Raw genomic sequence first — 24,550 nt, 5'->3', positions numbered from 1 at the left:
CCCGCACCCATCGAGTGGGCGATCTGGCGGTCTTTCCGGGGCTCAGAGGCCTCGAAATCCCTTCGAATCGCCCACTCGATGAGCGGGCAGGCCCCTCACCCGTGCAACGGCGAGACCGTCAGGCGATCAATGATCGGGGCCTCGCCGGCTCGCAGCGGGATCCCCGGCCAGTTGTCCTCCGCGTGGGTCTCCCCGTCGAAGTTCGGCTGCTCCTCCGCGGAGATCGTCACGGTGTTCGTCCCTTCCTCCAGGTCCAGCATGATGGTGCGCTCGAAGAAGCTGTTCTCATGGAAGGTCGGAGCGAACATGTGCCGCTGAGGCTCCTCACCGTTGACCGAGAACGCGGCGTGGCGCCCCATCGGATTGGGGTTGTAATGCGTCGCCGGCACTTGCTCCGGATTGGAGTACCTCACCACCACCGCATGCGGACCGGCCTGGGCGGCGTCGACGGTGAAGGTCACGGTGTTCTCATTGCCGGGCTCGCCCCCGACGCCGGTCACCGCGGTGCCGTCTGCGGCCAGCGAGAGCTCGGAGAGAGCGGCCTCCCCGGCCAGCTCGCCGTCTGAGGCCGCCAGCTCGGTCACCGGCAGCTGCCCCTCGGAGGGTGCCACGGTGAGGCTGTCGACCATGAGCCACTTACGGTCTCCGGTGTGGGTGACGGTGACCTTGTTGATCCCGCCCTCCAGGTGGGCGGCGATCTCGACGTCGCCGTCCACCTGCGCCAGCTCTCGATCGTTGAGGCTCAGCGTGCCTTCGGCCCGGCCGAAGGTGGAGAGCTGCAGCTGCGCCTCGCCGTCGACGGCGCCGTAGACCCAGAAGGTCACACTCTCCCCCTGGGCCAGCTTCGCCCCGCCCGATCCCGTGCCGTCCTCAGGCTTGTCATGCTCGGCGAAGGACCCCTCATGCTGGGCGGTCTCGGCCGGATAGACGTCGACGCCATCCTGCTGGTGCGACAGAGTGATGCGGTCCACGAGCGCGTCACCTGCAGTGGTGCGCTCCCCGTCCAGGCTGTGGGTGGACAGCGAGATGGTGTGCGTGCCTTCAGTGAGCTCCACCGTGGTCTCGGTGTGGTCCCAGACCACCCACTTGTAGCCCAGCGGCAGGAAGATCTCCTGCTCATCCTCCCCGTCCACGGTGAGGAACACGTTGGTGGGCCCCTGCTCCTGCACCAGGTCGACGGTGTTCAGGCTGTTGGCGAAGACCGAGAGGTCATAGGTGCCGTCCTCAGGAACCTCGACGGTGAAGTCGATGGACCCCTGCCCCCCGGTCCGCAGCCCGCCGACGTGGTAGCCGCCGGAGGTGTAGAACCGGTCCACCGCCGCCGGAGAGCCCTCGGGTCCGTTGATGCTGAAGCCCTCACCGGTGAGCTGGGCGTCCTCGGCCTCATAGCTGGCCTCCCAACCGTCGTCGACGGTGTCCTCCCTGCCCGCGCCGGCCGGGGCGAGCACGATCTCATAGGCTGAGGACTCCTTGAGCATCGGCAGCGTCGTGCCGTCGAAGTCCACCCGGACCTGGCCGTCCTGCACCGGCAGGACGAGTTCGGCGAGCTGCCGAGGCTGGGCAGAGTCGCCCAGCTGTCCGGTCCAGGGGATCTCCTGGACCCAGGCCCGGACCTCCTCGCCGAACGTGTCGGCGGGAACGTTGTCGAAGGTCACCGGTGCCACGCCGTCGGCTCCGCCGATGAGAGTGCGGGCGGTGCGTTTCTTCTCGTCCAGGGCGGCCACCCCCTGCAGGGTGTAGTTCTCCCCAGGGTGGGGCGCAGTCAGCTCGACGGTCTCGCCGCTGAGCTTCGCATAGGCGTTGTAGAGCCACCACTGACCGTTGCCCCGGTTGGCCTGCACCGCAGAGTCCGCCAGGTTGCCGTTGATGTTCCAGAAGGCGATCATCGCATCGACCTTCGTGTCCTCGATGGCCGAGATCCACTGGATCATCTGGCCCGGCACCGAGGTGTGATAGTTGAAGGCGTACTCGTTGATGTTGATGGGCAGCTCCACACCCTCGTACGCGGTGCCGGCATAGATCTCCTGCTCCCAGCTGCGGAACTGGGCCACCGAGTCGCGGATCGCCTGCGGGTGGGTCAGCTCGTGCCAGGTGACGATGTCCGGCAGGGTGCCCTCGGCCACCGTGTGCTCCAGGTACCCTTCGATCTGCGGCCACAGATGTTCAGCCCCAGGGCCAGCGATGCGCATCTCCAGGCCGGTCCGCTCGGACCAGTCCCGGATCGTGCGGGTGACCTCGTCCCAGGTCTGGAAGAACAGCTCGGGCTCCGTCAGCCAGGACTCCCCCGGAGCCTGCACGCTCCACTCGGCGTTGGGACGGTCGCTGAACATGTTGCCCTCGGGCTCGTTGAACGGCTCGATCACCAGGTTCTCCGCCACCTGACGGCGTTCCTCCTCGCCGCGATCTGCGTACTCCTCGATCATCTCCAGCTGCTCATCGAGGACGCGCAGGAAGTCCTGGCGGCGCTCCTCCGGGGTCTCCCCGGGGATCTGGTAAGGGAACCCGCGGTACCAGTCGGTGATCCGCAGGTAGATGTCACCGTCGGTGGTCTCGGCGAGCTGCGGCAGCACCTCCAGCGCGTCGGAGCCCGGATGCTGGGAGCCGTCCTGCGCCTTGGTGGCCACCGACTGCAGGTTCATCCCCTCGATGAGGTTGTCCGTGGGCATCCCCTCGTCGTAGAGGCCGTAGAGCACCCCGGAGGCGCCGCCGTGGACTGCCCCGCTGCTGCCGGCCAGATCCACGGTGACCTCATGGTCCTTCACCGTGACCCGGGCGGAGACCGCAGTCCCAGCGGCGTCACCGGTGACGCTGAACTCTCCGGCCTGCGCGTAGTCCGCCGGATCGATCTCCTCCCAGCTCACCGGCACGGCCCGCGGGTAGCCGTCGGTGTACTCGGCCCGGACCGTCTCGGGCAGCTGCGGGGCGGATCCGGTGGAGGCCTGGATCTCGACCTCGGTTTCGATCGACTCCCTCTCGGAGACGTCGCTGTCCTGGAGCTCGGCCACCTGGTCCTCCGTGAGTGCGGCGTCGTAGATGCGGAAGTCATCGACCTCGCCGGTGAAGGGCGGGTCGGGGTAGAAGGAGCGGCCGATGTACCCGCTGACCTCCGCCTCGGAGCCCCAAAGCTCCGCTGCGTTGATGGTGGTCGGGGTACTGCCCACCGCCACCCCGTTCAGGTAGGTCGTCAGAGTGTCCGCCGCCGAGTCGAGGGTGACCGTCAGCGTCGCCCACTCCTCGGCGTGCAGCGGACTCAGCCCAGTGATGGTCGACTCTCCCCCGGCTCCCTCGGCGGTGATCGCCGAGCGCAGCTGGCCCTCCCCGTGGGAGGGCGTGGTGAACAGGTATCGCTCGGTGTCGGCGCCCAGTGCGAGGAGCCACTGCCAGGCGCCGCCGTCCCCGCTCCACCTCACCCGGGTGGAGACGGTCAGGTCATCGGCCTCCTGGAGCTGGCCGGAGGGGATGGCCACGTGGCCGCCGCCCAGGCGCAGCACGGTGCCATCCTGGGCCTCGACGACGTCGACCTCGCCGGAGATCCTCCCGTCCAGACCGTTGCCCGAGGCATCGACGATCCTGTCGCCGTCCACCTCGTCCATGGTGTAATGCACGACCGGTTCGGGCGGGGCGGCATAGGCTGGGGATCCCCCGGCCAGCGTGCCCGCGCCCAGGACGACGGCCGCTGCCGTCGCCGTCGCGCGGGGCGATCTGCCACGCCGTCTCTTCGGGTGCTGCATGGATATGTCACCTCTCTGTCTCGGTGGCGATTCGGTGGTGCTGCTGGTTCGGTGCTGCTGCTAGGTCCAGCTGCCGGATCTGGACAGTCTCAGCCGACCGGGAGGAAGATGCGCATGGTGGAGGGACCGCGCTCGGCCCAACGGTGGTAAGGGATCAGCGCCCCCTCGAACGTCTCGGGCTCCCCGTCCGCTGCTGGCGGCGCGTGTCCGAACGGCGGGCGCCCAGGAGCCGGCTTCCCAGCGGGGCGGACGAGGAGCCGTACGCTGGCGCCGTCGCGGTGGGCCCGCAGGGGCTGGTCCAGATCGATCCGCACGTCCTCCAGGGCGACGCCCTCCGGCAGGTCGGTGGACTCCAGGCAGAGGACCAGCGGGCCACGCTCGACGGCGACGGTGCCGCGCACCGCATCGATGCGCGGGTCCGGCCAGGTCAGCCGCGGGGCCGTGCCGAGGTCCAGATGAAGCACGTCGCCGAGAGTCAGGTCGGTGGGCACCTCCGCCCAGCCGGGCCGCACGGCACGCCGGGACCGCCGGATGCCGTCCGCCCCGGTCACGCTCAGCTGCGCGTCCACGGCCCAGGCGGGCACCCGAAGGCGCAGTCGCACGGGACCTGGTGGGGCCTCGGTGACCGTGAGGCGGATGAGCTGCTGATCCGGATAGTCGCCTTCCACGCGCAGCCCGAGATGCCCCACGGCGAGCTCGGCCCGGACTTCCCCGGCCATGTACTGGAGCACGGAGACGGTCGGCGCTCCTGCCTCTCCTGCTTCCTCTGGTTCCTCTGCCTCCCCTGCTTCCTCGACCGAGATCACGTAGTTCTGCAGGGAGGCGAGAGTGCGCGCCACATTGGTCGGGCAGCAGGAGACGTCGAACCAGGGGGCCCGCAGCCCGCCCTCTGCGCGCATGTGCACACCCTCGGCCTCCTGGACGTCGGGCTCCTCGCGCAGCTGCAGCGGATTGGCATAGAAGAAGGCCCGGCCGTCCTCGGCGGCAGACGTAGCGATCACGTTGAACAGGGTGCGCTCGATCAGGTCCAGGTGCTCCACGCCGCCTGTCTTCAGATAGAGCCGCCAGGAGACCATGATCGAGGCGACGCCGGCGCATGTCTCGCAGTAGGCACGATCACAGGGCAGTTCGAAGTCCTCTCCGAAGCCCTCGTCCTGGTGCCGAGAACCCATGCCGCCGGTGAGGTAGGTCCGCCGCTCCACAGTGCGCCGCCACTGGCCGATCACCGCCTCCAGCAGCTGCTCGTCCTCGGTGTCGACCGCCAAGTCCACCGCACCGGCAGTCAGATACAGGGCACGCACCGCGTGGCCGCGCAGCACCTCCGCGCGACGCACCGGCACATCGTCCTGGAAGTAGTCCGCGGCCAGCAGCGCCGGGACCGGGAGGCTTCCGTGTCCCCGCCGGTCCAGGAACAGCCGCGCCTGCTCCCGATACCGGTGCTCCCCCAGGGCACGTCCCAGTTCCACCAGGGCGACCTCCACCTCCGGATGTCCACAGATCCCCTGGCGGGCCTCCGGGCCGAATTCGGTGCAGATGTGATCCGCCGCGGCCCGAGCGACGCCGACCAGCTGATCCTCCTGGGCCCGCTGCGAGCCGAGCAGACGAGCCCGGGCCACAGCCGCTTGGATCAGATGACCCATGTTGTACAGCTCATGACCCATGGACAGGTCTGAATAGCGCGGGGACAGCCCGGGATGGCCGAAGGCGGTGCCCAGGTAGCCGTCGTCGTCCTGGGCCGCAGCGATGCGGGCGACCAGCCCGCGATGCAGCTCCTCCAGCTCCGGGTCGCCGGTGCGGGACTGCTCCCAGGCCACCGCCTCCAGGAGCTTGTAGACCTCGGAGTCGGAGAACTGCCAGCCCGGGCGGTCCTCGGTGGGTTCGCCCCGGCCGACACGGTCGAAGTTCTCCAGCCAGCCCAGCCGTTCCATCCACTCCACGCAGTGCGGCAGGGTCGCCGCGGCGTTGACCTCCTGACGACGGCCCCAGAAGCTCGCCGGGTCCAGCCGGACCTCAGCGGACCGGGCCCCACGGCGTCGACCGTGCGCCGGCACCACCGGAGCCGTCGCCAGAGTCTCGGGGGCGCCCCGGCCCTCAGGACCGACGGCGAGCTGTCGGGGACGCTGGTCGGTGTGATGAAGAGTCACGGATCAGTCCTTCACTGCCCCGGCGGTCACGCCGGCGGCCACGTAGCGCTGGGCGAAGACGAGCAGCACCGCCGCAGGGATGGAGGCCACGACCGCGGTCGCCATGATGGCGTTCCACTGGGTCGTGTTGTTGCCGATGAACGAATAGATGCTCAGCGTGATCGGGATGAAGTCCGCGTTGCGGCTCAGCGTGGACGCAAAGATGAAGTCCGACCACGCCCACAGGAAGGCGAAGAGCGAGACCGTCAGGATCGAGTTGCGACTCATCGGCAGCACGATCGACACGAAGACCCGCCAGACGTTCGCGCCGTCGATGGCGGCCGCCTGGAGCAGCTCCCGCGGCAGCCCGCTCATGAACGCTGTGAACAGCAGCACCGCGAAGGGCACCGCGATCGTCGAATCGGCCAGGATCAGCCCCCAGACGGTGTTCAGCAGCCCCAGGCGGACATAGACCGCATAGAACCCCATGGCCATCACCACTGCGGGCAGCATCTGGGCAACCAGCAGCACGAAGTTCAAGGTTCGTCCCCCGCGCAGGTTCAGCAGCGCGATCGCGTATCCGGCCGGGGCGGCAATGACCACGGTGAGCAGCACACATCCCAGAGCGATGACCAGGCTGGTGCCCAACGCCGGAAGCTGCTGGTCGAAAACGGCCGCGTACCCTTCCAGCGTGGGCTCCGTGGGGAAGAGCTGCGGCGGGCTTGAGCGCAGATCACCGGTGCGAGTCAGCGAGACGTTGAGCATCCAGTAGACCGGGAAGAGCATCAGGGCGGTCAGGACCAGCCCGAGGATCGTCTTCCACCAGGGGCGACGCGCTGTCATGACTCCTCCTGACGACGCTGGACCCGAAGGTAGATGAACCCGCAGATCAGCGCGATGACGATGAGCAGATTCCCGACGGCGGCGGCCGGAGACATGTCCGGCTGACCGGTGCCGAAGGCCTGGCGGTAGGACCAGATCGCCAATGTGGTGGTCGAGTTCGCCGGTCCGCCGGAGGTCATGATCCAGATGATGTCCACGACCTTGAGCGTGTACACCAGCCCGAGCAGCAGGGTGATCGCCGAGACCGGGCGCAGCAGCGGGAAGGTGATGCTGACGAACTGTCGCCATGGCCCGGCCCCGTCCAGGGAGGCCGCCTCATAGAGCTCCTCAGGGATGTTCTGCAGCCCCGAGTAGAGGATGACGAGGTTGAAGGGGATGCCCAGCCAGATGTTGGCGATCAGCACCCCGATCATCGCGGTGTCCGGTGAGGTGAGCCAATTGACCTGGCCGATGCCGAAGATGCTCAGGAAGGAGTTGACGATCCCGTTGTCACTGTTGAGCATCCAGGCCCACGCCGAGCCGGAGACGATCAGCGGCAGCAGCCACGGGACCAGGAACAGCGCCCGGAGGATCGCGGAGAGCCGGAATCCAGATCGGAAGAAGACCGCCAGGGCCAGACCGATCGTGTACTGGAAGAGCAGCGAGACCAGCACGAACACTGTGGTGTTCCACATGGCCTGCGCGAACAGGCTGGAGGTGATGACGTCCACGTAGTTCGAGAACCCGACGAACTCGGCGTCGCCCTGGACGAATGCCCGGACCGTGTAGTCGTGGATGCTGAGGTCGATGCTGCGCATCAGCGGATACGCGTAGAAGGCGATCAGGTAGATCACCAGCGGTGCCGCGAATCCCGCTGCGGCCAGCTGTGATCCGCTGAGCCGGCGTCGTGCGCGGGCTGCCGCGGCACGCGGGGAGAGGCCCTGCCCCGCCGCAGGCCGGTCGAGGCGGCCGGGCCGCCCCGGCCCGTCCGACCCGCCGTCGGACAGCACGGTGGTGTGCTCCCGCCGGGCGGGTGCAGCAGGGTGGACCGGAGCGTCGGTCGGTGGAGTGCTCATGGGAAGAGTTCCTCGCAGAACGGATCAGTCTTGGGAGGAGACCTGCGACTCGGCGGCCTCCTGCGCGTCGGAGAGCGCCTCCTCCGGAGTCTTGGCCCCGGAGAGTGCGTTCTGCACGGCGGTCCAGAGCTGCTCGGAGATCACCGGGTAGTCCGTCCCCAGGTCGTCACTGGTCCGACCCTTCGCGGACTGCACGGCCTGCACCCAGGTCTCCAGCTCCGCGTTGTCCTCCAGGAAGGCATCCTGGCCCTCCGGCGTCGGCGGGATGTAGTAGGCGAAGGTCTCCGCGGTCTCCACGAAGCCCTCGGGAGTGGTCATGCACTCGATGATCTGCACCGTGGTCTCGTATCGGTCCTCCTCGGACTGGACGGGCGCGATGATGAACTCGCCTCCCGTAGGAGCCGGGGCAGTCCCGCCGTCGGGGGTGGGCAGCTCCATCACCCCGACCTCGAAGTCGGCCTCGGCCGCGGCGTTGACCTGCCAGGTGCCGTTCTCCACGAAGGCGAAGTCCCCGGTGAGGAACTCCTCCCAGGTGCTGTTCTGCGAGTTGTCGATGACCGACTGCGGCGCGTAGCCCTCGTCGAGCCAGGAGGTCCACAGCTCCAGCGCCTCGACGGCCTCCGGCGAGTCCAGCTGGCGCAGATCCGCCCCGGCGCCCCAGAACCACGGCAGGAACTGGAAGGATCCCTCCTCGGTGTTGATGCCGGCGAAGGTGATGCCACGGTGTCCGGCCTCGTCCACCGACTCGAGGGCCTCGGTGAGCGACTCCCAGCCGGAGATCGTCTCCGGGTCCACCCCGGCCTCCTCGAGGATCTCGGCGTTGTAATACAGGGCCAGTGTGTTGGCACCGACCGGGATCCCGTAGGTCTCGCCGTCGAGCTGGCCGGCGGCCAGGAGGTTCTCATCGACGTGTGAGACGTCGAGCCCGAGCTCGTCGACGGTGGTGAGCATGTCGGTCTCGGCCAGGGTGGACACTGCGGGGTTGTCCAGCAGGATGACGTCCGGCGAGGTGCCCTCCTGGGCGGAGAGCAGCGCCTGATTTGTCAGCGAGGTGGTGTCGTAGGCGGTGCGGTCGATGCTCACCCCGGCCTCTTCGCCGCAGCGCTGCACCCGCTCGTCCCAGTCTGAGCCGTCCTCATGCTGGGGGTAGGGATCCCACCAGGTGAACGTCCCATCAGCGGCCTCGGCCTCACCTCCTGCGCCGCCGCAGGCGGTCAGGATGCCGAGGGATGCGGTGGCGGTGAGGGCGGCGAGACTCATCCGGGTGCCTCTGCGGGTGCTCGTGCGGGTCATGATGTCTCCTCATGGGCGAGATGTGCTGTCAAGGTGATGGACGGTGGCATGTGCTGAATATCGAACGGAGGTGAAGCTGGTCGGCGGACGGTCAGCGTCGTCAGTGGCCCGGTGGGGCGGCGAGGCTGCCGCGGTCGGTGAGCGTGGGCGCCAGGAGTTCAACGCTGGGAGGAGCCTCGTCCGGCACCCGTCCGGTGATGCGACCCACCAGACGGTCGACGGCGGCGCGGCCAAGCTCGTCCGCGGCGCTGTCGATGGCGGAGAACGGCAGGGAGAAGGTTCGGGCGAAGTCGTCGGAGTACCGGCCGATCACCGACAGGTCCTCGGGCGCGCGCAGGCCACGAGACCAGAGGACATTGGGCAGTGCCGCGGCGGCGGCCTCGTTGTTGAGCAGCAGCCCGGTGGCGTTCGGGTGGGTGTCGAGAACCTCGTGCAGGTCCACCCCGATCGCCGGCTGGGAGGAGGAGCCGAAGCAGGCGTGCACGGTGACGCCGAGCTGGTTCGCCCGCTCACAGGCGGCGTCGGCCAGCCGCCAGACGTAGGCACCGCCGCGGGCCACCACGTGCTCAGGCTGGGAGACCAGCACCAGTTCGCGATGCCCCAGATCGTGCATCCTGTCGACCATCAGACGCCCGGCCGCGGCGAAGTCCAGGTCAAAGATGTCGACGTCGCCGGTGCGGCCGGGCAGTCCCACAGTGGAAGCCGGCTGCGACACCTTCACGAGTGCGTCGAGGCGCTCATCCTCCTCGGAGACGTTGAGCAGCAGGAAGCCGTCGACCTTCCGGGAGCGGGAGAGCCGCTGCAGGGCCCGGACGCCATCCTCCTCGGTGACCATGAGCGTGTCGTAGCCCAGCGAACGTGCGTGATCGGTGACTCCGAGGATGTACTCGAGCATCGCCGGAGCGAACTCGTCGTCCAGGAAACGCGCCAGCAGCGCCAGCACGTGGGTGCGGGAGGTGGCCAGCGCCGTCGCTCCGGCGTTGGCGGTGTAGCCGAGCTCCTCCACGGCGGCCTGGATCCGCTCCTTGACCACCGGGGAGATGGGCCGCTTCCCCGAGAGCGCATAGGACACCGTGCTCCGAGACACTCCTGCCTCGCGTGCGACGTCGCCGATCGTGACCATGGGAGCCTCCGTGATGTCGAACCGATTCGATCCATCGAACCGGTTCTACAGTAACGTGTCTCAGGTCACAGACACAAGGGTGCTTCAGGGCGTTCGACGACCAGGCATCCGACGCGGCCAGGGATAAGCGCAGGTCACGGCTGCCATGCAGAGATCTCAGAAAATTGTGCGAGGCCGTGGCGTTCGACGCCTCACGACCGGCCGGCACCCCTCGGGCTCCCGCCCCTCCACCATCGAGTGGTCGATTTGATCGACTTTTCCGGGCTCAGAAGCCCTGAAATCCGGTCGAATCGACCACTCGATGAGGAGTGCGGTCACTCCGTAAGTTCGCCGGCCTCCAGCCAGATCTCCTCCAGCTCGGCGAGCTCGACGTTGACGCCGTCGAGCTCGGACTGCAGCTTCCTCAGCCGATCGAGGTCCACGGATTCAGAGGCAGCGGCCATCTGATCATGGAGCTTCTGCTGACGCTCGGAGAGCTTCTCCATCTGCTTCTCGATCCGCGCCATCTGCTTCTTGGCCTGACGCTTCTCCGCCTCGGAGGCCCCGGAGTCCGCAGAGCCCACGGATCCCGTCGGCGTGCCACCCGATCCGCCCACCGGCGCAACCGGCCTCGAACCGCCGGCCTGCCCCTTCCCCGGCGTCGAGGCCGCCTGCAGCGTGGACTGACCGCGGTATGTCCTCGCCGTCGCCCCGGGCACAGGCTCTCTGCCCGCCCGGATGCGCAGGTACTGCTCCACTCCCCCGGGCAGCGCGCGCACCGCGCCGTCGCCGAGCAGCGCCACCTGATGATCGGTGACCCTCTCCAGCAGGTACCGGTCATGACTGACGACCACCAGTGTGCCGGGCCACCCGTCGAGGAGGTCCTCCATGGAGGCCAGGGTGTCGGTGTCGAGGTCGTTGGTGGGCTCGTCGAGCATCAGCACGTTCGGTTCTCCGGTCAGCAGCTTCAGCAGCTGCAGGCGCCGCCGCTCGCCGCCGGAGAGATCGCCCACCGGAGTCCACTGGCGCGTCCGGTTGAACCCGAGGGTCTCCAGCAGCTGGGCCCCGGAGAGCTCTTTGCCGCCGACCTCGAAGACGTTCTTCTCCTCGGTCATCACTTCGTGGACGCGCATATGGTTCCGCTCGCGCAGCTCCTCGACCTCCTGAGAGAGGATCGCGGTGCGCACAGTCTTGCCGCGCTTGACCCGCCCCGCATCGGGCTCGGTGCGCCCGTCCAGCAGGTGTAGCAGGGTGGACTTGCCGGCTCCGTTGACCCCGACGACGCCGACCCGCTCCCCCGGCCCGAGCCGGAAGGTCACATCGTCGAAGAGCACCTTCTCTCGCCCCTCGGCGTGCACGGTGAGCCCGACGTGCTCCAGATCCAGGACGTCCTTGCCCAGCCGTGCGGTGGCCATCTTCCTCAGGTTCACGGTGTCCCGCGGCTCGGGGACGTCGTCGATCAGCGCGTTGGCCGCGTCGATGCGGAACTTCGGCTTCGACGTGCGGGCGGGAGCACCGCGGCGGAGCCAGGCGAGCTCCTTCTTGACCAGCTGCTGGCGCTTCTGCTCCTCCACAGCCGCAGACCGATCGCGTTCGGCCCGAGCCAGCGTGTAGGCCGCGTAGCCGCCGTCGAAGGACTCCACCGTGGCGTCGTGGACCTCCCAGGTCAACGTGCAGACCTCATCGAGGAACCAGCGGTCGTGGGTGACGACCAGGAACGCCCCCTCGTCAGCCTTCCAGCGGGTCTTCAGATGGTGCGCCAGCCAGGCGACGCCTTCGACGTCGAGATGGTTGGTGGGCTCGTCAAGCATGAGCACGTCATGCTCGCTCATCAGCAGCCTGGCCAGCGCCACCCGGCGGCGCTGCCCTCCGGAGAGCGCCCCGATGGGCTGCTCCCAGTCCAGGCCGTCGAGCAGGCCGGAGGCGATGTCGCGCATGCGCGGATCGGAGGCCCACTCATGGTCGGCCATGTCCCCGACGACGGCGTCACGGATGCTGGACTCGCCGTCCAGGACGTCGGACTGATCCAGGAATCCCACGGAGACTCCACCTCGCCAGGTCACCCGACCGGAGTCCGCCGCGCTCATGCGGGCCAGAAGCCGCATCAGGGTGGACTTCCCGTCCCCGTTGCGGCCCACGATGCCGATCCTGTCCCCCGCGTCGATGCCGAGGGTGATGTCGTCCAGGACGGTGCGAGTGCCGAACGTGATGCTGAGCCCTTCGGCTCCGAGGAGATGCGCCATGCGTTAACACTTACCCCAGATGCCCCGCCTGCTCCCAAACTGCGGGTGTGCGCTTCGCCTCGCCCCGCCGCTTCAACCCTGCCGTCTCGCCCCGCAGCCTCACCCCTGCTCCCTCATCCCTGCCGCCGCCGGTAGGCCGCCGCGGCGAGCCGATTTCCGCAGGTCACCGAGCAGAATTGGCGGGACCTGTTCCGCGAGAGATCCACCAGCACCTGACCGCAGTCCTCGGCCGCGCAGATCCTCAGCCGGTCCAGCTCCTCGGCCCTGATGACGTCGGCCAGGGCCATGGCCGCCTCCACTGCCATGCGCTGCCACAGCGGAGCCTCCGGCGCCGTGGCGTGCAGGTGCCAGCCGAACTCATCATGGGTGACCAGCTGCGGCAGCGCCCGGGCCTCGGACAGCCAGGCGTTGACCTGGTCGACGAGGTCCTCGGCCTCCATGGTCCAGACGTCGTGCAGCCGACCCCTGAGCTCCTGCACCCCGCGCAGCTCCGCGGCGCCATGGGTGCGGCTTCCGGTCCACCGCCAGCTCGCCACGAAGTCATCGAGTGCGGCGACGTCGGGCAGCCTCTCCCTCTGGCCGACACCTCCGCAGGGCAGCCACGGGGCGGTATTCACCAACGCCGCGGCATTTTGCAGCGCCACATCGACATCATGGGTGAAAGTCATCTTTGTACGTGATCTCCGCTCGGTCTACCATCACTGACGAACCTGCTCGACACCCATGATAGGAGGAGCTGTGGCCTCTTCCGCCCCACCCCATGCCTCCGACCGGCGGGGCGGCCTCACCGGCCGAGGGCTCGCAGCCGGCCTGCTCATCGCCCTGGTCTCCGCAGTCGCCTTCGGATCCTCCGGAGGTGTGGCCAAGGGCCTGCTGGACTCCGGATGGTCGCCGGCGGCGGCCGTGACCGTGCGTGTCCTCATCGGGGCGGTCGTCCTGCTGCCGCTGGCCGTGTGGGAGATGCGGGGACGCTGGCACCTGCTGCGCGGTCGACAGACCTGGCTCCACGTGGGTCTGTTCGGATCTCTGGCGGTGGCCGGCTGCCAGCTGTTCTTCTTCCTGGCGGTGACCCACCTGCCAGTGGGCGTGGCCCTGATGCTGGAGTACCTCGGCCCCGTCCTGGTGGTCCTGTGGCTCTGGCTGGCACGTCGGCAGCCTCCCCGACTGCTCACCCTCCTCGGGATCGGGCTGGCGCTGGCCGGGCTGCTGCTGGTGCTCGATGTCTTCAGCGACGTGCAGATCAGCATGCTCGGGGTGCTCTGGGGGCTGCTCGCCGCCGTCGGCCTGGCCGCGTTCTTCCTGATCGGCGCCGACGACTCCACCGGCCTGCCGCCGCTGGCCTTCACCTCCCTGGCCATGCTGCTGGGCGCCGCGTCCCTCGCCGTGGCCGGTGCGCTAGGCGTGGTGCCCTTCCACGTGAACGCCGAGCAGGTGCTGCTGGCCGGGTTCAGCGTGCCCTGGTGGGTCCCGGTGCTGTGGCTGGGCCTGATCGCAGCCGGGATCGCCTATGCCACCGGAGTGATCGCCGCGCGGCGGCTGCAGGCCAAGCTGGCCTCCTTCGTGGGCCTCACGGAGGTGCTCTTCGCCGTGCTCTGGGCCTGGGCGCTGCTCGGCGAGCTTCCCGCCGTCATCCAGTTGGCCGGTGGCCTGCTCATCCTGGCCGGGGTCATCTGCATCCGGCTCGACGAGCCGTCGCGGCCCCAGCCCAGCGCCCAGCCGAGCGCCCCGCTCAGCTCGTCGGCAGACTCAACCGGTGTGAGCGCATCGCCGCCAGATGGAGCATCCCGCCGACTGCGGCACCGATGATCCAGGCGAAGCCGCTGTAGTCGTCGAGCTGCGGGGTCCAGACCAGCACGATGGACAGCACCGAGGCCACCGAGAACGCCAGGATCGCCCGGACGTTCCAGCCCTTCTGGTACCAATAGGCGCCGGCGGGGTCCGAGGAGTAGAGCTCCTGGACATTCAGCCGCTGCCGCTTCACCAGGTAGTAGTCGGCCACGATGATCCCGTAGAGCGGAGCGAGCAGAGCCCCGAGGGTGTCTACGAACAGCGGCAGGCCGAACTCCGAGATGACCGACACCCACAGGCCGCCGATGATGAATCCGGCTCCCGCGGTGATCCATCCCGCCCGGGTGAAGTTGATGTGCCGCGGGGCGATGTTCGACAACGAGTATGCCGGCGGGATGAAGTTCGCCACGACGTTGATGCCCAGCGTGGCGACCAGGAAGGTCACTGCGGCGAGCACCGTCAGCGGGGTGTTGTCCACCGCGGCGACGATGTCGGTCGGGTTGGTCATCGGCTCGCCCTGGCCCTCCTGGTAGAGGACATAGGCGCCGGCGGTGATGAAGACCGAGAGGAAAGTGAACAGTGCCAGGCTCACCGGAAGCCCCAGAAAGTTTCCCGTGCGCATGGCGCGCTGGCTGCGGACGTTCCTGGCGAAGTCTCCGTAGTTGATGACCACCGCGGCGAAATAGGCGACCATGGTGCCGGTCACCCCGACGAAGGCGCTGACCGCGGCCCAGCCGGTGACCTCGCCGCGCGAGAAGACACCCGCCACCGCGCTGGGCAGATCGGCGCCGACCTGGACCCAGATGGCGACCAGCAGAGCGATCATCACCAGGTAGACCCCGGGGCCGGCGATGTTGAGGAACCGGCCGATACGTTCGATGCCTCCGATGAACAGGGCCACCTGCAGCACCGAGGCCAGCACATAGGAGGACCAAGCGACTGCATCCATACCCAGCACAGTCGCGCCGCCGGGCGAACCCAGCAGCGCGTTCACGGCCAGGGCGATGGCCGTGGAGGCGAAGTACGTCTGGGCGCCGTACCAGAAGATGGCCACCAGGGCCCTGACCAGGGCCGGGAACTGTGCCCCGCGGACGCCCATCGAGGACCGTGCCAGCACGGGGTACGGGAACCCGTACTTCACGCTGGGCTTGCCGCTGAGGTCCACGAGGATCTGAATGATGAAACCCGCCAGCAGGATCGCGGCGAAGACATACCATCCGTTGATCCCTGCGGCGATGAACAGGCTGGCCGCCAGGGTGTAGCCCGCCAGGGACTGGATGTCATTGGACCAGACGTTGAAGATCTCGAAGGCGCCCCAGGTGCGCTTCGCCTGGGGCAGCGGGGCGAGGCTCTCGTTGTACAGACCCGGATCCGCGGCGGCGGGGTCGAAGGACTCCGCACAGTCGGTCCCTTCGCCCATGGCTGCCTCCCGACCAACGTGGACCCCCGCATGAGTGTGCGGCCCGGTGGACTTCTCGATTCTGTGCCTCGTCATGACGTCTCCTCATCAGCCCGCCCGGGTGCACCTGCTGCATGGCAGCTGGACACTGGTTCAGCCAGGATGCCTCGCCCATGTTTCCGGCGTGTGAAATAAAGTATCCAGGATGTGACAACGAGTGTAATCTGGGTCACATAGGTGAAGTCAAGAGGTCACGCGAAGAGATTGGGGCCGACGGCGGCCGATTCACTCCCCCGGACGGTGAGTTAGAAGATGCGCTCCTGGCGCAGGCCCACTCACCGGAATCGCCCACACCGAGGTGCGATCCTCCAGTCGAGTGGCCAGCTGACCGGCGGATTCCGCATCGCGAGACAGGAACAGCACGCTGGGCCCCGAGCCGGAGACCATGCCCTGCAGCGCGCCGTCCACCAGGCCGACGTCCATCATGTCCTCCAACGAGGGCACCATGCTCACCGCCGGAGCCTGCAGGTCGTTGGACATCAGCGAGGCGATCAGCTCGGCGTCTGCGGTGGAGACCGCCCGGACCAGATCCGGGTCCAGCACCGGCTCCTCGGCCTCCACCTCGGCGTCGCCGCGCATGGCGTCGAGACGGCGGTAGACCTCCGGGGTGGCGAGCCCGGTGTTCGACGGGACGATCACCAGATGCAGCTCGCCACGGGTCAGCAGCGGGGACAGCTCATCGCCCACGCCCTGCCCGACGGCGGCGCCGCCGAGGATCGCGAAGGGGACGTCGGCGCCGAGCTCTGAGCCGAGCTCTGCCAGCTGCTCCTTGGACAGACCGGCCTCCCACAGGGCTGAACAGGCCACCAGGGTCGCGGCGGCGTCGGCAGATCCTCCACCCATGCCCCCGGCCACCGGCACGTTCTTGGTGATGGTCAGGTCCACCCCGCGACGGTGCCCCAGGCGCTGGCGCAGCAGCGTCGCCGCACGGTGGGCGAGGTTGGACTCGTCCAGCGGGATCGCCGCGGTGACGGTCTCCCCGGACTCCGGGTCCTGGAACTGCACATCGCTGAAGGCGGAACGCTCCGAGAGGCTCACCGTGATCGCCTCGTCCTCACGGGGCGCGGCGGTGACCTCCTCGGTGAGCGAGACGGCCAGGTACAGCGTGGCGACGTCGTGATAGCCGTCCGCGCGCAGCGGACCCACTCTCAGGCTCATGTTGACCTTGCCGGGTGCGACGGCGGTGACGTGTCCGAAGAATTCGCTGTCCTTCATGCGCTGTCCCTCATACTGCCTGCCTCATCCTCCACGTCGTGCCGGGGTCTGCCGTCAGGGTGCTCCACCTGGTGCCTCAGCACTCTACCGCTCGGGGCTGACACCGCCTCACGCCTCGGCGTCGGGCATCTCCCGCAGCGCCGCGGCGATGCGCGTGTAGGCGGTGACGTCGAGGGTCTCCCCCCGGGCCTGGGGGTCCACTCCAGCGGTACGCAGCACCTGCTCGGCCCGCACCCCGCTGCCCACCAGCGTGGACAGCGCGGCGCGCAGGGTCTTGCGACGCTGGGCGAAGGCGGCGTCGACGACGGCGAAGACTTCCTTCCGGGCCACGGTCTCGGAGGCGGGCTCGGTGCGGTCGAACCGGACCAGCCCGGAGGAGATCCGCGGCTCCGGCCAGAAGACCTTCTTGCCGACCACCCCGGCCTTGCGCATGTGGGTGTCCCAGGCGGCCTTCACGCTGGGCACCCCGTAGATCTTCGACCCCGGGCCGGCGCAGAGTCGGTCGGCGACCTCCTCCTGGACCATCACCAGCCCCTTGCGCAGCGAGGGCAGGATCTGCAGCAGGTGCAGCACCACCGGGACCGCCACGTTGTAGGGCAGGTTGGCCACCAGCACCTCTGGGCCGGCGTCGTCCCAGCTCAGCTGCTCCGCCGGCACGCGCAGGGCATCATGGGCGACCACGCGCAGCGCGGCGGCCCGTTCGGGGCGCATCAGGGTCACCGTCTCGTCCAGCTGACCGGCCAGCTTCGGGTCAATCTCCACGGCGGTGACCTTGGCGGCCTCGTCCAGCAGCCCCAGGGTCAGCGACCCCAGACCGGGCCCGACCTCTAGGACGTGCTCGTCCCCGGTGAGCTCGGCGAGACCCACGATGCGCCGGATGGTGTTGGGGTCGATGACGAAGTTCTGCCCCCACTGCTTGGTGGGGCGGATGCCCAGGCCCTCGGCGAGGTCCCGGATATGGGAGGCGGAGAGCAGCTCCGGGTGCTCCCCGCTCATGTCCAGCTCCCGTAGGCCTGGACGGTGTTGAGCATGACCTGCTGGCACAGCGAATCCAGTCCTGTCTGCCGCACCTCGGCCATCAGCCGCATGGTCTGCGGGATCAGGTACGGCGCGTTGGGCCGACCGCGGTGAGGATGCGGGGTCAGAAAGGGGGTGTCGGTCTCCACCAGGATCAGCTGCGGGTCGGCGATCTCCAGGGCCTCACGCAGGTGCTCGGCGTTCTTGAAGGTCACCGTCCCGGCGAAGGACATGTACCAGCCGTGCGCGTTGCAGATCCGGGCGAGCTCGGCGTCTCCGGAGTAGCAGTGGAACACCACCGAGCGTGGCAGCTCCGGGGCATCCTGCAGCACGGCCACGACGTCCTCGTGGGCGTCACGGTCGTGGATCTGCATTGCGAGGTCCAGCTCCACGGCCAGGGCGATGTGCTGGCGGAAGCTCTCCTGCTGCGCGGCGACGCCGTCGGCCCCGGTGCGGAAATAGTCCAAACCGGTCTCGCCCACGGCGACCACCTGGTCCTGCCGAGCGAGTTCGGCGATCCGGGCGAAGGCGGCGTCGAACTCTCCGGCGGCGGTCAGCTCCGGGGCTTCGTTGGGGTGCAGGGCGACGGCGGCCTTCAGCCGCGGCTCGGCGTCGGACGCTGTGACGGAGAACTCTGAGGAGGCCACGTCATAGCCCACGCAGATCGCTCCCGCCACGCCGACCGCCTCGGCGGTGTCGAGGGCGGCCTCCACGGAGACCGCCACCTGCCCGTCCCGAAAGTCCAGGTGCGCATGGTTGTCGATCACCGACGCGGGCAGCGGCTCCGGCGCCGGCGGGTACTCCAGCCGACGACGACGCCCCGAGCCCTCCTCGGACTCGTCACGGACCGGTGCGCCGTCCTCGGGGGCGCGCTCCGGGGCCGGGACATAGGCCTCCGGGGTCCGGCCGGGGGTCACCGGGGTCTGCTGGCGGGACTCACTCACCTGGCGGGATTCACTCACAGCGCTCCAGCCTAATGCCCTGGGGCGCGAGACCCGAGCTCATCGCGCGTAGAGCGCCTCGACATCCTCGGCGAAGTCGGCGATGACCTTGTGGCGCTGCAGCTTCATCGACGGGGTCAGATGCCCGGACTCCTCGGTCAGCTCCACATCCAGGATGCGGACCCTGCGGATCGACTCAGCTCGAGAGACCGTGGCGTTGGCCTCGTCCACGGCGGTCTGCACGGCCGCCCGCACACGGTCGTCGGTGCAGGCCTGCTCCAGGCTCAGCTCCCCGGCGCCCTGCTCAGCGCACCAGGCCGGCAGCGCCTCGGCGTCCAAGGTGACCAAGGCGGAGACGAAGGGACGGTCATCACCGACGACGACGGCCTGGGCCACCAGCCGATGCGCGCGGACGGTCTCCTCCAGCGGCGCCGGGTGCACGTTCTTACCGCCGGCGGTGACCAGCAGCTCCTTCTTCCGCCCGGTGATGGAGAGGAACCCGTCGGCGTCGAGGGCACCGAGGTCCCCGGTGCGGAAGAAGCCGTCGACGAAGGCCTCCGCTGTGGCGTCCTCGTGGTGGTCGTAGCCGTCGAAGACCACCGGACCGGCCAGCAGCACCTCTCCGTCCTCGGCGATGCGCACCGTCGTACCCGGCACCGGCAGGCCCACTGACCCGATGCGCGTCGCCCCGGGGATGTTCAGCGTGATCGGAGCAGTGGTCTCGGTCAGCCCATAACCTTCCTTGACCGGCACCCCGATTCCGGTGAAGAAGTGGGCGATCTCAGGGTTCAGCGGGGAGGCTCCGGAGATCATGTACTCCGCACTGCCGCCGAGCCGGGCGTGGAGCTTGGCGTAGACCAGCCGGGAGAACAGCGCACGACGGGCCTTCAGCCCCACCGAGGGGCCGGGGCCGCGGCCAGCGGCGGCATCGTCGAGGGCTCGTGAGTACTCCACAGCCGTGCGCCGGGCGGCCTCGAAGATCCGGCCCTTCCCGGCGGCCTCGGCTGCGGCCGCCGCCCCGTGGTAGACCTTCTCGAACACCCGCGGCACCCCCAGCAGCCAACGCGGCCGGAAGCTGGCGAGGTCCTGCGCCAGGGTGGCGGTGCTGGGGCTGTGCGCCACCTGGACCCCGCGGTGCAGACAGATCAGCTGCACCGCCCGGGCCAGCACATGGGCCAGCGGCAGGAAGAGCAGCGTGCGAGAGGGGCCCTCGCCGACGATCTCACGGACGAAGGGCATCAGGTTCGCCGCACCCTCGGCCAGGTTGCGGTGGGTGATCCGCACCCCTTTGGGCCGGCCGGTGGTGCCGGAGGTGTAGACCAGCGTGGCGACGTCGTCGAGGCCCGCAGCGGTGCGGGCACGCTCGAGGGCGGCAGCCTCGACGCCGACGCCGGAGGCCGCGATCGCCTCAAGCTCTTGGTGCGTGCGCATGCCCCGCACCGGGATCTGTGCGGTCTCGCCGCCGACCTGCTCGACGGCGGTCCGGACGGTGGCGGCGATCTCGTCACCACCGGTGAGCACCAGCACCGCGCCCGAGTCGGCGAGCAGATCACCCACCTGACGGGGGGAGCTGGTCTCATAGATGGGCACCGAGATCCCCCCGGCGAACCAGATGGCCTGGTCCACCACGGCCCAGGAGTAGCAGGTCGGTGACATCACGGCCACGCGCTGGCCAGGTTCGATCCCGAGTCCCAGCAGGCCCTTGGCCACGGCGCGGACCTGCTCCACGAAGCTGCGGATGGAGACGTCCACCCAGCCGCCTGAGCCGTTGGGGACCGCATAGACGGGCTGCTCGGGCGAAGCCTCCTCAAGGGCCAGGACCCCGTCGGTGACGTTGGTGCTCGGGCCCAGCCGGATGACCTGTTCGGTGGTGGCCTCGGTGAGGGGTTCGGTGGAAGTCACGGCAGTCACTATAGCCGCGCAGGAAGGCCTGGATGTGAGCTGGGCGACATTGTTACTTCTGAGTAGGGACGTGTTTCCTCGAGTCTCTGATGACACACCCTGCCGATCAGATCCAGGACGGCAGCCACATGCGCAGCCGCCACTGCTCATAGGTGATCGTCTCCCCCGTCCACAGCGGCAGGAAGAAGATCGACACTGCCGTGGCCAGCAGCAGGAAGCACAGCACCACCACGGTGTTGCGCCGTCGGTTCGCCCGAATCGCCCGGGAGGAGAAGCGCGCCGGATCGGTGCCGGCCCGCAGCACCGATGCGGCCACCGCCACCAGGGAGAGGATGAGGAACGGGTGGTAGGCGATGGTGTAGAAGAAGAACATCGTCCGGTCCGGGAACAGCAGCCACACGGCGAAGCCGGCCGCATAACCGGAGAGGATCGCGCCGTGCCGCCAGTCCCGGCGGCCCAGCCACAGCGCGCACACGAGCACCAGGGCTGCCAGCCCGGCCCACCAGATCACCGGATTCGCCAGGTCGAGGATGGCCTGTGAGCAGCGCGACGCGGCGCAGCCGGCCTCGCCCTGCTCGAAGGACTCGTAGTGGAAGGACACCGGACGGCCCATGAACAGCCAGGTCCAGGGCGTGGAGGCGTAGTCATGACCGGCGTCGAGGCCGGTGTGGAAGTCCGTGGCGCTGAGGTGGTACTGCCACAGCGAGCGCAGCGGGCCAGGCACCAGAGCGCCCAGCCCCTCAGCCGGGTGGCTCTCGTGCCACAGCCGCCCCCATCCGGTCTGCGAACGCAGCCATCCGCCCCAGGAGCCCAGGTAGGTCAGCACCGCCACTGGCAGCACGGTGAGCACCGCGAGCGCGGCGTCGCGCAGCCCGGCCGCGCCCCAGCGCCGAGCCCCCGCGTCACGGCGGGACTGCAGATCCCAGAGGATCACCAGGACCCCAAAGACGGCGAGGAAGGCCAGCGCGGAGAGCTTCACCGCCACCGCCGCCCCCAGCAGCACCCCGGCGAGCAGCCGCCAGGGCCGCCAGGCCAGCCAGGCGCCGGGGCTGGAGTCGGCCAGCCGTCGTCGCCCCTGGTAGCGGTCCGCCAGCAGCGCGCCGAAGGCCGCCAGCACGAAGAGCATCAGAAAGATGTCCAGCAGTGCCACCCGGCTCATCACCAGATGGTGCCCCTCCACGGCGGTGAGCACCCCGGCGACGCCGCCGAGCAGCACCGAGCGGAACATCCGTTGGGCGATCAGCGCCACCAGCAGCACGGACAGCGTCCCGGCCACTGCCGCGGAGATCCGCCAGCCCGCGGCCGACTCCGGCCCGAGTGCTTGGATGCCCAGCGCGATGAGCCATTTGCCCAGCGGAGGGTGCACCACATAGGAGGGCTCATCTGTGGGCGCCGGGTCACCGGCCAGCCACGCCGTGTCGGCGTCGTCGGGCCAGACCAGCTCATGACCGGCGATCAGCAGCGCGTAGGCGTCCTTGGCGTAGTAGGTCTCGTCGAAGATCAGCAGATGCGGGCGCCCCAGACCGGGCAGACGCAGCCCGGCCGCCAGCAACGTGACCAGCGCGGGCACGATCCATCCGAGCAGACCAGGACGGAAGGGCTCGACGCCGAGCCGACGGCGCCGGAGGTCCCGATCGTCGGGACGCGCCCCGGTGAGGTGCGCGGCGGAGGTGCGTCGCCTGGTCAGAGTCCCGTCCACCCTGGGTATGCTACGTGACCGACCCATGTTCCCAGCAGAGAGTCGGCCACCATGGCGTCCCACGCCCCCTCCTCCCCCGAACCGACCTCATCCTCAGCCCTGACACCTCATCCCGGCGGGCTCTGGGACGCCCCGGTGGTGCTGGCCGCGACGCCGATCGGGAACCTCTCCGACGCCACTGGGCGACTCCGCGCCCTGCTGGAGACGGCCGAGATCATCGCCGCCGAGGACACCCGGCGCACGCGTCATCTGTGCCAGGCGTTGGGAGTGTCCGCGCCGGGCCGGATGGTGAGCCTGCATGAGCACAACGAGGCCTCGCGCTCGGAGGAGCTGGTGGCCGAGGCGGCCGACGGCGCCCGAGTCCTGGTGGTCTCCGACGCCGGCATGCCCGGGGTCTCAGACCCAGGCTTCCGGCTCGTGAGCGCCGCGATCGCCGCAGGGGTCTCCGTGACAGTCGCCCCGGGCGCCTCCGCGGTCACGACGGCATTGGCCCTCTCCGGGCTGCCCACGGACCGGTTCACCTTCGCCGGTTTCCCCGCCCGCAAGGGCGCTGAGCGCCGGCGGCTGCTCCAGCGCCTGGCGGCCGAGGAATGGACGACGGTGCTCTTCGAGTCCCCGCATCGCACCGCCGCCACCGTGGCGGAGCTGGCCGAGGCTCTGGGGACGGGGCGTCCGGCGGCGGTCTGCCGCGAGCTGACCAAGAAGCATGAGGAGGTCCTCCGCGGGAGCCTGGGAGAGCTGGCCGAGCAGCTGGCCGACCGTGAGGTGCGCGGGGAGGTGGTCCTTGTGGTCGGCGGCGCCGAAGACACTGCGGAGGAGGCCAGCGCCGAGGAGCTGGCCGCTGAGGTGCTCCGCCGGGTGGAGGCGGGCGTGAAGCTCAAGGTCGCCGCCAAGGAGGTCGCCGCCGACCGCGGGATCAGCGCCCGGGAGCTCTACGACGCCGCATTGGCAGCTCGGAAGAACTGACTCTCAGCACAGCGCCGGTGACGCTGCCCCCGTGACGGCGTGCTGCCATGTTCAGAGGTGGTTCCAGGCATCGCGGATGATGTCCTCCAGGCTGTGCCGCGGCTGCCAGCCGAGCACCTCCCGGGCCTTCTGCCCGGACGCCACCAGGGTGGCCGGGTCACCGACGCGCCGGGGGTGCTCCTCCACGGGCACGCTGCGGCCGGTCACCCGTTCGACGGCGTCGATCACCTCGCGCACGCTGGAGCCCACCCCGGTGCCCAGGTTGAAGACCTCGTGGGTGCCGGGTGCCACCCACTCCATGGCCTGCAGATGTGCGGCGGCCAGATCCAGGATGTGGATGTAGTCGCGGACCGCAGTGCCGTCGGGGGTCGGATAGTCGGTGCCGAAGAGCTTCGCGGTGCCGCCGTGGCCCGCGGCGGCCTTGAGCAGGTTCGGGATCAGATGGGTTTCGGGGTCGTGCCGTTCGGAGAGCCCGTCGCTGGCCCCGCCCACGTTGAAGTACCGCAGGCTGACCGCGGCCAGCCCGTGGGCCTTCGCCTCGGCGCTGAGCATGTGGTCGATGGCGAGCTTGGAGGCCCCATAAGGGTTGATCGGCGCGGCCGGGTGGTCCTCGGCGATGGTCTCGGTGAGCGGGCTGCCGTACACCGCGGCGGTGGAGGAGAACACCATGCGCCGCACCCCGGCGGCGCGCATCGCGTCGATCAGCCCCAGCGAGGCGACGACATTGCCGTGCCAGTAGCGCTCGGGATGCTCCACCGACTCCCCCACCAGCGACTTCGCCGCGAGGTGGATGACGGCGTCGACGCTGGGGTCCAGCACCTCTGCGGCGTCCCCCAGACCACCCTGGTGCCAGATGGCCCCGGGCAGCACTGAGTCGGCATGTCCCTTGGAGAGGTCATCGAGCACGATCACCTCGTGTCCGGCGCGCAGCAGCTGTTGGGCCACCACACTGCCGATGTAGCCGGCGCCGCCGGTCACCAGAACCTTCATCCGCGCTCTCCTCGGGGTCGTCGACGACTGCTCCACAGCTGGGGAGCGCACTGTTCCATGGCAGGAATTCGTGACCTGCCCCGCCACAGGTCCTGGAAGGACTCTACACAAGAGTCTTCGAAATCAACAGATTGCGACATTTTTCCACGGTATTCACCATCCAGAGGCAGTGTCAGGTGCACC

The 24,550-nt window shown here is 69.1% G+C and carries 16 protein-coding genes and 2 pseudogenes; 2 read left to right on the top strand and 16 right to left on the bottom strand.

Annotated features, from left to right (window positions below; translation table 11 throughout):
* Positions 1 to 95 precede the first annotated feature (95 nt).
* The 9 genes and pseudogenes from ODE13_RS14105 to ODE13_RS14070 all read right to left on the bottom strand — a co-directional run bounded on the left by ODE13_RS14105 (position 96) and on the right by ODE13_RS14070 (position 13,058).
* Positions 96 to 3,731: a LamG-like jellyroll fold domain-containing protein gene (locus tag ODE13_RS14105; RefSeq protein ID WP_322479824.1), complete on the bottom strand. Its 3,636-nt coding sequence runs from the start codon at positions 3,729 to 3,731 to the stop codon at positions 96 to 98.
* 89 nt (positions 3,732 to 3,820) lie between these two features.
* Positions 3,821 to 5,875, bottom strand: coding sequence for a glycoside hydrolase family 127 protein (locus tag ODE13_RS14100; protein WP_322479823.1), 2,055 nt, complete (start codon positions 5,873 to 5,875; stop codon positions 3,821 to 3,823).
* 3 nt (positions 5,876 to 5,878) lie between these two features.
* Positions 5,879 to 6,697, bottom strand: a complete 819-nt coding sequence (locus ODE13_RS14095) for a carbohydrate ABC transporter permease (RefSeq protein WP_322479822.1) — start codon at positions 6,695 to 6,697, stop codon at positions 5,879 to 5,881.
* On the bottom strand, positions 6,694 to 7,752 hold the full coding sequence (locus tag ODE13_RS14090; RefSeq protein ID WP_322479821.1) for a sugar ABC transporter permease: 1,059 nt from the start codon (positions 7,750 to 7,752) through the stop codon (positions 6,694 to 6,696). The genes ODE13_RS14095 and ODE13_RS14090 overlap by 4 nt, the downstream gene beginning before the upstream one ends.
* A gap of 24 nt (positions 7,753 to 7,776) precedes the next feature.
* Entirely contained in the window at positions 7,777 to 9,045 is a 1,269-nt protein-coding gene (locus ODE13_RS14085; protein ID WP_179540486.1) for a sugar ABC transporter substrate-binding protein, read from the bottom strand.
* 100 nt (positions 9,046 to 9,145) lie between these two features.
* A complete protein-coding gene (locus ODE13_RS14080; protein WP_322479820.1) occupies positions 9,146 to 10,168 on the bottom strand; it encodes a LacI family DNA-binding transcriptional regulator in 1,023 nt (340 codons plus the stop codon).
* 314 nt (positions 10,169 to 10,482) lie between these two features.
* Positions 10,483 to 11,481: pseudogene (locus ODE13_RS16950) on the bottom strand (ATP-binding cassette domain-containing protein); the annotation flags it as partial.
* A gap of 516 nt (positions 11,482 to 11,997) precedes the next feature.
* Positions 11,998 to 12,390 (bottom strand): annotated as a pseudogene (locus ODE13_RS16945) (ATP-binding cassette domain-containing protein); the annotation flags it as partial.
* 113 nt (positions 12,391 to 12,503) lie between these two features.
* Positions 12,504 to 13,058 carry a CGNR zinc finger domain-containing protein gene (locus ODE13_RS14070; protein ID WP_322479818.1) on the bottom strand — a complete coding sequence of 185 codons (555 nt, stop codon included), beginning with the start codon at positions 13,056 to 13,058 and terminating at the stop codon, positions 12,504 to 12,506.
* Positions 13,059 to 13,128: 70 nt separating this feature from the next.
* Between ODE13_RS14070 and ODE13_RS14065 the strand changes: the two genes are divergently transcribed.
* Positions 13,129 to 14,196 carry an EamA family transporter gene (locus ODE13_RS14065; RefSeq protein ID WP_322479817.1) on the top strand — a complete coding sequence of 356 codons (1,068 nt, stop codon included), beginning with the start codon at positions 13,129 to 13,131 and terminating at the stop codon, positions 14,194 to 14,196.
* On the opposite strand, the gene ODE13_RS14060 is transcribed toward ODE13_RS14065, so the two are convergent.
* The 6 genes from ODE13_RS14060 to ODE13_RS14035 all read right to left on the bottom strand — a co-directional run bounded on the left by ODE13_RS14060 (position 14,120) and on the right by ODE13_RS14035 (position 22,411).
* A complete protein-coding gene (locus ODE13_RS14060) occupies positions 14,120 to 15,673 on the bottom strand; it encodes an NCS1 family nucleobase:cation symporter-1 (protein ID WP_322479816.1) in 1,554 nt (517 codons plus the stop codon). The two genes, ODE13_RS14065 and ODE13_RS14060, sit on opposite strands and share 77 nt — an antisense overlap.
* 189 nt (positions 15,674 to 15,862) lie before the next feature.
* A complete protein-coding gene (locus ODE13_RS14055; protein ID WP_322479815.1) occupies positions 15,863 to 16,852 on the bottom strand; it encodes a 4-(cytidine 5'-diphospho)-2-C-methyl-D-erythritol kinase in 990 nt (329 codons plus the stop codon).
* A gap of 108 nt (positions 16,853 to 16,960) precedes the next feature.
* Positions 16,961 to 17,848 (bottom strand): 16S rRNA (adenine(1518)-N(6)/adenine(1519)-N(6))-dimethyltransferase RsmA, encoded by an 888-nt coding sequence (gene rsmA / locus ODE13_RS14050; RefSeq protein ID WP_322479814.1) that lies wholly within the window; start codon positions 17,846 to 17,848, stop codon positions 16,961 to 16,963.
* On the bottom strand, positions 17,845 to 18,786 hold the full coding sequence (locus ODE13_RS14045; protein ID WP_322479965.1) for a TatD family hydrolase: 942 nt from the start codon (positions 18,784 to 18,786) through the stop codon (positions 17,845 to 17,847). The genes rsmA and ODE13_RS14045 overlap by 4 nt, the downstream gene beginning before the upstream one ends.
* Positions 18,787 to 18,870: 84 nt before the next feature.
* A complete protein-coding gene (locus tag ODE13_RS14040; protein WP_322479813.1) occupies positions 18,871 to 20,712 on the bottom strand; it encodes an AMP-dependent synthetase/ligase in 1,842 nt (613 codons plus the stop codon).
* A 106-nt stretch (positions 20,713 to 20,818) separates the two neighbouring features.
* Positions 20,819 to 22,411 carry a dolichyl-phosphate-mannose--protein mannosyltransferase gene (locus ODE13_RS14035; RefSeq protein WP_322479812.1) on the bottom strand — a complete coding sequence of 531 codons (1,593 nt, stop codon included), beginning with the start codon at positions 22,409 to 22,411 and terminating at the stop codon, positions 20,819 to 20,821.
* 51 nt (positions 22,412 to 22,462) lie between these two features.
* Between ODE13_RS14035 and rsmI the strand changes: the two genes are divergently transcribed.
* Positions 22,463 to 23,377, top strand: a complete 915-nt coding sequence (rsmI, locus tag ODE13_RS14030; protein WP_322479811.1) for a 16S rRNA (cytidine(1402)-2'-O)-methyltransferase — start codon at positions 22,463 to 22,465, stop codon at positions 23,375 to 23,377.
* Positions 23,378 to 23,428: 51 nt separating this feature from the next.
* On the opposite strand, the gene galE is transcribed toward rsmI, so the two are convergent.
* On the bottom strand, positions 23,429 to 24,367 hold the full coding sequence (gene galE, locus ODE13_RS14025; RefSeq protein WP_322479810.1) for a UDP-glucose 4-epimerase GalE: 939 nt from the start codon (positions 24,365 to 24,367) through the stop codon (positions 23,429 to 23,431).
* Between the last annotated feature and the right edge of the window lie 183 nt (positions 24,368 to 24,550).

Source organism: Nesterenkonia sp. HG001, from assembly GCF_034438835.1.
GTDB lineage: Bacteria > Actinomycetota > Actinomycetes > Actinomycetales > Micrococcaceae > Nesterenkonia > Nesterenkonia xinjiangensis.
The sequence above is the reverse complement of the archived record's forward strand: the minus strand, read 5'-3'. Positions and strand labels throughout refer to the sequence as shown.